At 50.4% G+C, this 5,947-nt stretch carries 7 protein-coding genes and 1 pseudogene; 7 read left to right on the forward strand and 1 reads right to left on the reverse strand.

Annotated elements, in window-relative coordinates; genetic code table 11:
- The first annotated feature begins 143 nt into the window (after positions 1-143).
- The 7 genes from Q0095_RS04545 to Q0095_RS04575 all read left to right on the forward strand — a co-directional run bounded on the left by Q0095_RS04545 (position 144) and on the right by Q0095_RS04575 (position 5,806).
- Complete coding sequence (locus Q0095_RS04545; RefSeq protein WP_297881774.1) at positions 144-821, forward strand: response regulator transcription factor; 678 nt, start codon at positions 144-146, stop codon at positions 819-821.
- A gap of 322 nt (positions 822-1,143) precedes the next feature.
- A complete protein-coding gene (locus Q0095_RS04550) occupies positions 1,144-1,329 on the forward strand; it encodes a hypothetical protein (protein ID WP_297881776.1) in 186 nt (61 codons plus the stop codon).
- Between the two features lie 24 nt (positions 1,330-1,353).
- Positions 1,354-2,595 (forward strand): ArsS family sensor histidine kinase, encoded by a 1,242-nt coding sequence (locus Q0095_RS04555; RefSeq protein WP_297881778.1) that lies wholly within the window; start codon positions 1,354-1,356, stop codon positions 2,593-2,595.
- Positions 2,596-2,645: 50 nt separating this feature from the next.
- Positions 2,646-3,038, forward strand: a complete 393-nt coding sequence (locus tag Q0095_RS04560) for a cytochrome C oxidase subunit III (protein WP_297881780.1) — start codon at positions 2,646-2,648, stop codon at positions 3,036-3,038.
- Positions 3,035-4,306 (forward strand): glutamate-1-semialdehyde 2,1-aminomutase, encoded by a 1,272-nt coding sequence (gene hemL / locus Q0095_RS04565; RefSeq protein ID WP_297881782.1) that lies wholly within the window; start codon positions 3,035-3,037, stop codon positions 4,304-4,306. Before Q0095_RS04560 ends, hemL begins: the two co-directional genes overlap by 4 nt.
- Positions 4,307-4,337: 31 nt before the next feature.
- Complete coding sequence (locus tag Q0095_RS04570; protein WP_297881784.1) at positions 4,338-4,637, forward strand: AtpZ/AtpI family protein; 300 nt, start codon at positions 4,338-4,340, stop codon at positions 4,635-4,637.
- On the forward strand, positions 4,634-5,806 hold the full coding sequence (locus tag Q0095_RS04575; RefSeq protein WP_297881786.1) for a hypothetical protein: 1,173 nt from the start codon (positions 4,634-4,636) through the stop codon (positions 5,804-5,806). Before Q0095_RS04570 ends, Q0095_RS04575 begins: the two co-directional genes overlap by 4 nt.
- 38 nt (positions 5,807-5,844) lie before the next feature.
- On the opposite strand, the pseudogene Q0095_RS04580 reads toward Q0095_RS04575, so the two are convergent.
- Positions 5,845-5,947: pseudogene (locus Q0095_RS04580) on the reverse strand (ribose-phosphate pyrophosphokinase); the annotation flags it as partial.

The following is a 5,947-nucleotide window of genomic DNA, read 5'->3' on the forward strand; positions in this document are numbered from 1 at the left end:
TTTTGAAATTTCGCCCGGTTTTGAAAAATTTTAAAATTTCTTCCCTTCCCGCTTCATTTTTATAAAATTTCGCCCCAGCCCGCCGCTTTAAAATATATAAACTATATTTTGTTATAATCCGCGCAAAATTTCAAAGGCTTTTTATGACTAAAATTTTAATGATAGAGGATGATTTAGAACTCGCCGAAATTTTAAGCGAATATCTGCAACAATTCGGCATCGGCGTCACTGTCGCGGACGATCCGTTTTTGGGGCTTTCCAAGCTAAATTTAGAAAATTTCAACCTCGTGATTTTAGATCTCACGCTTCCTGGGATGGATGGGCTTGAGGTCTGCAAAGAGATCCGCAAAAATACCGATATACCGATCATAATCTCAAGCGCCCGCCACGATCTGACCGATAAGATCAACGCCTTCGACTTCGGCGCAGACGATTATCTGCCAAAGCCCTATAATCCGCAAGAGCTTTTAGCGCGCATCAAACGCCACATCGAGCGCTACGATATAAACTCCATCCAGCGCGCCGCAAAGCCCAAAAAAGACCTCGAAGTGGACGATTTCCGCCACGTCATCAGCTTCAAAGGACAGCCCCTGTCGCTCACCATCGCCGAATACGACGTGCTTTCGTATCTCATCAAAAAGGAAGGCGGCGCGATCACCCGCGAGGAGCTCATCTACAACTGCAGCTCCATAAGCGAGGAATCCTCAAGCAAAAGTATCGACGTCATCATCGGCCGCATCCGTCTAAAGCTTGGCGAAACGTCCAAGGCGCCTAGCTACATCCACGCCATCCGCGGCGTAGGCTATAAGCTGATACAGTAAGCGGGCTTGCGCTGGACGAGCTTGCGCGATGAAATTCCGATGCTCGCAGTTTTAAAGCTTTAAATTTAATCGGTCTTGGTGCAGCGAAATTTAAAGCGCAAGTATAAACTCCGCGCGCTTTTACTATTAAAATTTAAGGCGCCTTATCCGAAGCGTTAAAATTTTACGATAAAATTTTGTAGTTATAAATTTAGCACGCGGTTAAATGAGCGCGGAATTTTATCGTTAATTCGGCAAGCAAGTTCGGTTCTACGCGCGAGGGCGAGCCGTAAAAACAGAGCCGAGAGCGGCGAAAAGGCAAAATTTTAAAATTTAAAGAAGCGTGGATGTTAAATTTAAAAGCGCCTTGCTTTGCGATGAAATTTTAAAATTTAGCGCCGCTTGCGAAGAGCAAAATTTACGTGCCGCGCATTTAAGACGCGCCGTAAATTTAAAGCCGGGCAAGCCGCACGCCGGTCCGCGCGCCAAAGCAAAGCAAGCCCGCGGCTTCAAAGCTTTGAAATTTTAAAAATTTAAGGATCGTATAAATTTAATGAAAGTAAGATCGTCGATTTTTTATACCATCACGTTCATCTTCGCGCTCGCTGCCGTGGGCGTTTCGCTCGCCTTGCTCTGGCTCATCGGCTACGATCAGCAAAACTACACCCGCGAGCTAAACTCCAAGTACTCCATCGTCGCGCGCGCGAACCTATATCAGATGAGCAAACTCATCAGCGATGTCGAATACGAACGCCAGGTCGCAAATTTCGAGTTTTCGACCATCCGCGATGAAGCCAAGCGCGATGAGATCATTAAAGGCGCCGAAATTTTAGATAGCATCTCCGCAGACATCGGCTCTGCGGACATCTTGCTTTTTAAACGCAAACACTACTTAAAAATCACTCACGCTGGAGAGACGCGGCTTTTAAACGACAAGGATTATCAGCCCTACCGCTACGATATTTTCAAAGCGATCTACGGCGTCATTTTGGCAATCATCCTGCTTGCGTATATCTTTATCATCCGCAAAATTCGCCCCCTTCGCAAGCTCAAACGCCAGATCGATAAATTTGCTAAAGGCGATCTTCAGATCAAGGACGTAAGCGTAGGAAACGACGAAATTTCCGAGGTTTCGCACGCATTTTACGAGGCGGTCACGCAGATAAACAAGCTTAACGAATCGCGCCATCTGTTTTTGCGAAACATAATGCACGAGCTCAAAACTCCCATCACAAAGGGTCGCATCGCCGTCGAGATGATCGAGCACGGTAAAAATCAGGAGCGTCTCATCTCGGTCTTTGAGCGGCTGGAGAGTCTAATCAACGAATTTGCGGCGGTCGAGCGCGCGACCGCGGGCACGGCGTTAGTCGAACGCGGAATTTTTTCAATGGATGAAATTTTAAAAGAAGCGCTTAGTATCGCAATGATCGAACCCGGCTGCGTGACGCTGGAAAATCCGCTAGGCCTAAGCCTAAACGTCGATCTGAAGCTCTTTTGCATCGCGGTGAAAAATTTAATCGATAACGCCGTAAAATACGCCTCAGACGGTAAAATTTTAATCCGCTTAGACGCAGAAACGATGGACTTCATAACGCTCGGCGAGCCGCTGCAGAAGGACTTTAGCTACTACAAAGAGGCTTTCGTCAAGGGCACGAACGCTAAGCAAAGCTTCGGCCTAGGGCTCTACATCGTCGATAACATCGCCAAGGCGCACGGGCTAAAATTCCTCTACCGCAGGCAGGACGAGCTAAACGTCTTTTATTTCGAGGGGATTGAAAAGATAGCGACGTTATGAAATTTAAGCACATTTTTTATATTATTGCGCCAAAAATTCGAAACGAGAAGATGCGAAATTTAATATTTTTAGCGCTGTTTTTCAACGCGACCATATTTTTTCTACCTCGCGGCGCACAAGCCGAGAGCTTCATCACCGACGAGGAGTACGGCGCGATGCTGTATAAAAACCCCCGCGGCGTGGGCTGCGATAAGTGCCACGGTGAAAAGGGCGAGGGCTCGTTGATCGCGACGTATAAAGAATTTAACCGCACCGCGGGCGCCTACTACGAACGCGCCCTAAACGCGCCGCCGATCAACAATCTCTCGCTTCAGGAGCTCGCCGACGGGATCAGCAGCTCGCGCGACGTGATGCCAAGCTACTTCCTGACGCAAAACGAGATCATCATCATCTACAAATATATAAAGTCGATAAATCAACCCAAAAAGAAGGAAAAAAAATGAATAATCACGACGAATTTTTAGCAGCACAAAAACTTATCCCCGGCGGCGTAGACTCGCCTGTGCGAGCATTCGGTAACGTAGGCAGCGAGCCTTTTATGGTAGATCGCGGCGAGGGCTCGTACATCTACGACGTCGAGGGCAAAAAATATCTCGACTTCGTGCAGAGCTGGGGTCCGCTCATCTTCGGTCACGCCGACGCTGACATCGAACGCGCCGTCGTGCAGACCGCCAAAAAAGGGCTAAGCTTCGGCGCATCCAGCCCGCTTGAGACGCAGCTTGCCTCGCTCGTGCTAAAAAATTTCGATTTCCTAGATAAGATCCGCTTTACCAGCAGCGGCACCGAAGCCACTATGAGCGCGATTCGTCTTGCGCGCGCCTTTAGCGGACGAGATAAAATTTTAAAATTTGAGGGCTGCTACCACGGCCACAGCGACAGCCTGCTCGTCAAAGCGGGCAGCGGCGCGAGCACCTTCGGTAACGCAAGCAGCGCGGGCGTGCCGCAGGACGTCGCAAAAAATACCTACCTAGCCAGATACAACGACATACAAAGTGTAAAGGACGTCCTAGCGCAAAACGACATCGGCACGATCATCATCGAGCCGATCGCAGGAAACATGGGCTTGGTGCCGGCGGATCCCAAATTTTTAACCGAGCTTCGCGCGCTGTGCGACGAGAAAAAGATCGTGCTGATAATCGACGAGGTAATGAGCGGCTTTCGCGCGAGCGAGCTAGGCAGCTACGGCATCTACGGCGTCCGCGGCGATCTGGTAACCTTCGGCAAGGTCATCGGCGGCGGTATGAGCGTAGCGGCGTTTGCGGGCAAGCGCGAAATCATGGATATGATAAGTCCGCTAGGAGCGGTGTATCAAGCAGGCACGCTAAGCGGAAACCCCGTCGCAATGGCTGCGGGCATCGCTAGCCTAAGTAAAATTTACGCTAGCGACGGCCTCTACGAAAGGCTCGGGGAGCTTGCTAGCAGGCTTACGGACGGGCTTTGCGCCATAGCAAATCGCCGCGGCATCGCACTGCAAACCGCCTGCGTAGGCTCGATGTTCGGCTACTTTTTCGCAGACGAAGAGGTGCGCGACTATGACGGCGCCCTGCGGGCAGACACCGCGCGCTTTGCGAAATTTCACGGCGAGATGATTAAGCGCGGCGTATTTTTGGCACCTAGTCAGTTTGAGACGGGCTTTATCTGCGCCACGATGAACGAAACGCAGATCGACTTTGCGCTAAACGCCGCGGATGAAGCGATGGCGGCGCTTTAAGGGCTGCATTTTAAAATTTTACGGATTTCAGATGAGAGTAACGAAAAATTTAAACAAAATCGTAAAGGGCGCCTACGACATCAGTCTAGGCATCTCAATCGTCGTAGCAATCGGCATCGGAGTAGCGATCGGACTTGGGCTGCGGCATCTCACGGGCTCGCTGCTTCTGCTCTGGTTCGGCATCGCTATCGGCATCGCAGCGGCGTTTCTGAACGTTTACCGCGCGTGCAAGGCGCTAAATTCGAGCTTAAAAGAGCTCGAGGACGATCCGAAATACAAGGCGGATCCGAAAAATTTTGACGACGACGATGAATGGGATGAGCGGGATTGAATAGACGGTTTTTGCTCATATACTGCACGCTAAACGCGGCGTTTGTCCTGCTTGGGCTAGCGCTTTGCGGCGGCGGATTTTTCGGCACGGGCTCTTTCGGCGTGCGGGCGCTTGCGTGGCTTCTTAGCTTGGAGGCCGGATTTTTGGGCGCATTCGGCGCGGTATATTTTTCGTTTCGCGCTTACCGAAACAAGATAGAAGATGAGCTAAGAGCCGGTAAATACGATGAAATTTTACGGCAAAGCTCTAAAAATTCCGCAAGTTTTATAAGCGGCGAAACTTCCGCTAGCAATACGAATTCCGCAAACTTTGACGGCGAAAACCGAGGCAGCATAGGCGGCGGCGATAAAATTTTATATAGCAAAATTTGCGACGGCGAGATTTTAAAGAGAGAAAGCTTTAGCGATCTAAATTTAGGCGCCGAAATTTTAAACACTCAAAATTCCGAAGGCGCCGTAAATTTCACAAGCGGCGATAGCTGCGTCGAAAACAATGACAACTACGCCCTGCACGACGAAACCGCCGCCGAGCGTGTCGCAGACTCTGCCACTGATATAAATTTTACTCGCAGTTCAAATTTATACGCCGAGTACGGCACAACCGCCGCTGGCGAGTGCGACGTAAATTCTACGAAGAGCGACGACAAAACCTCCGCTTACGACGCGACCGCTTTGGGACACATCGCCGATAAATTTAAAATGAATGGCGGTGAGACTTGCGGCAACTCACACGGCAGCATAAACGACGAAGCTGGCGATAGTTCGCAAGGCGACATAGGCGAGCGTTACGACGACTTGAAAGGCGGAACGAGCAACGACCTGGGCGACAGCACAGATAGCGGTAATCGTGGCGGCGATGTAGATAGCAGCGAGCTGGACGACGGTATGAGCGATTTTGGGGGTGGGGTTGGCACCGCGCACGACGGATCAAAGGATGATTTAGAAGGCGCGGACGATTTTGAGGGCGAGCTTGAGCGGAGCGCGGTTCGGAGCAATTTTGCGGGGGCGTTTTTCTCTCCGTTTAAAATTTTGTCCTACGCGGCGCTCGTGGCGGCGATCTACCTGCTTGCCAAGCTGTCCTTGCTAAACCCGCTAGCTATTATCTTGGGCGTTGCGATCATTCCTCTGGGCACGATGATTGTTGCTTTCGGCGGCAAAGAGGCGCGCTAAACTCAAACAGCGCGAGCAGACGCTTTAAATTTTAAAATTTATTTGAACAAGCTATTTACGCTCTCGTCGTGATATACGCGTCTGATGACCTCGCCGAAGAGCGGAGCGACGCTGATTACCTTGATGCGGTCGCTTTCCTGC

It is taken from the genome of uncultured Campylobacter sp. (assembly GCF_938045535.1).
In the GTDB taxonomy this organism is placed as follows: domain Bacteria; phylum Campylobacterota; class Campylobacteria; order Campylobacterales; family Campylobacteraceae; genus Campylobacter_B.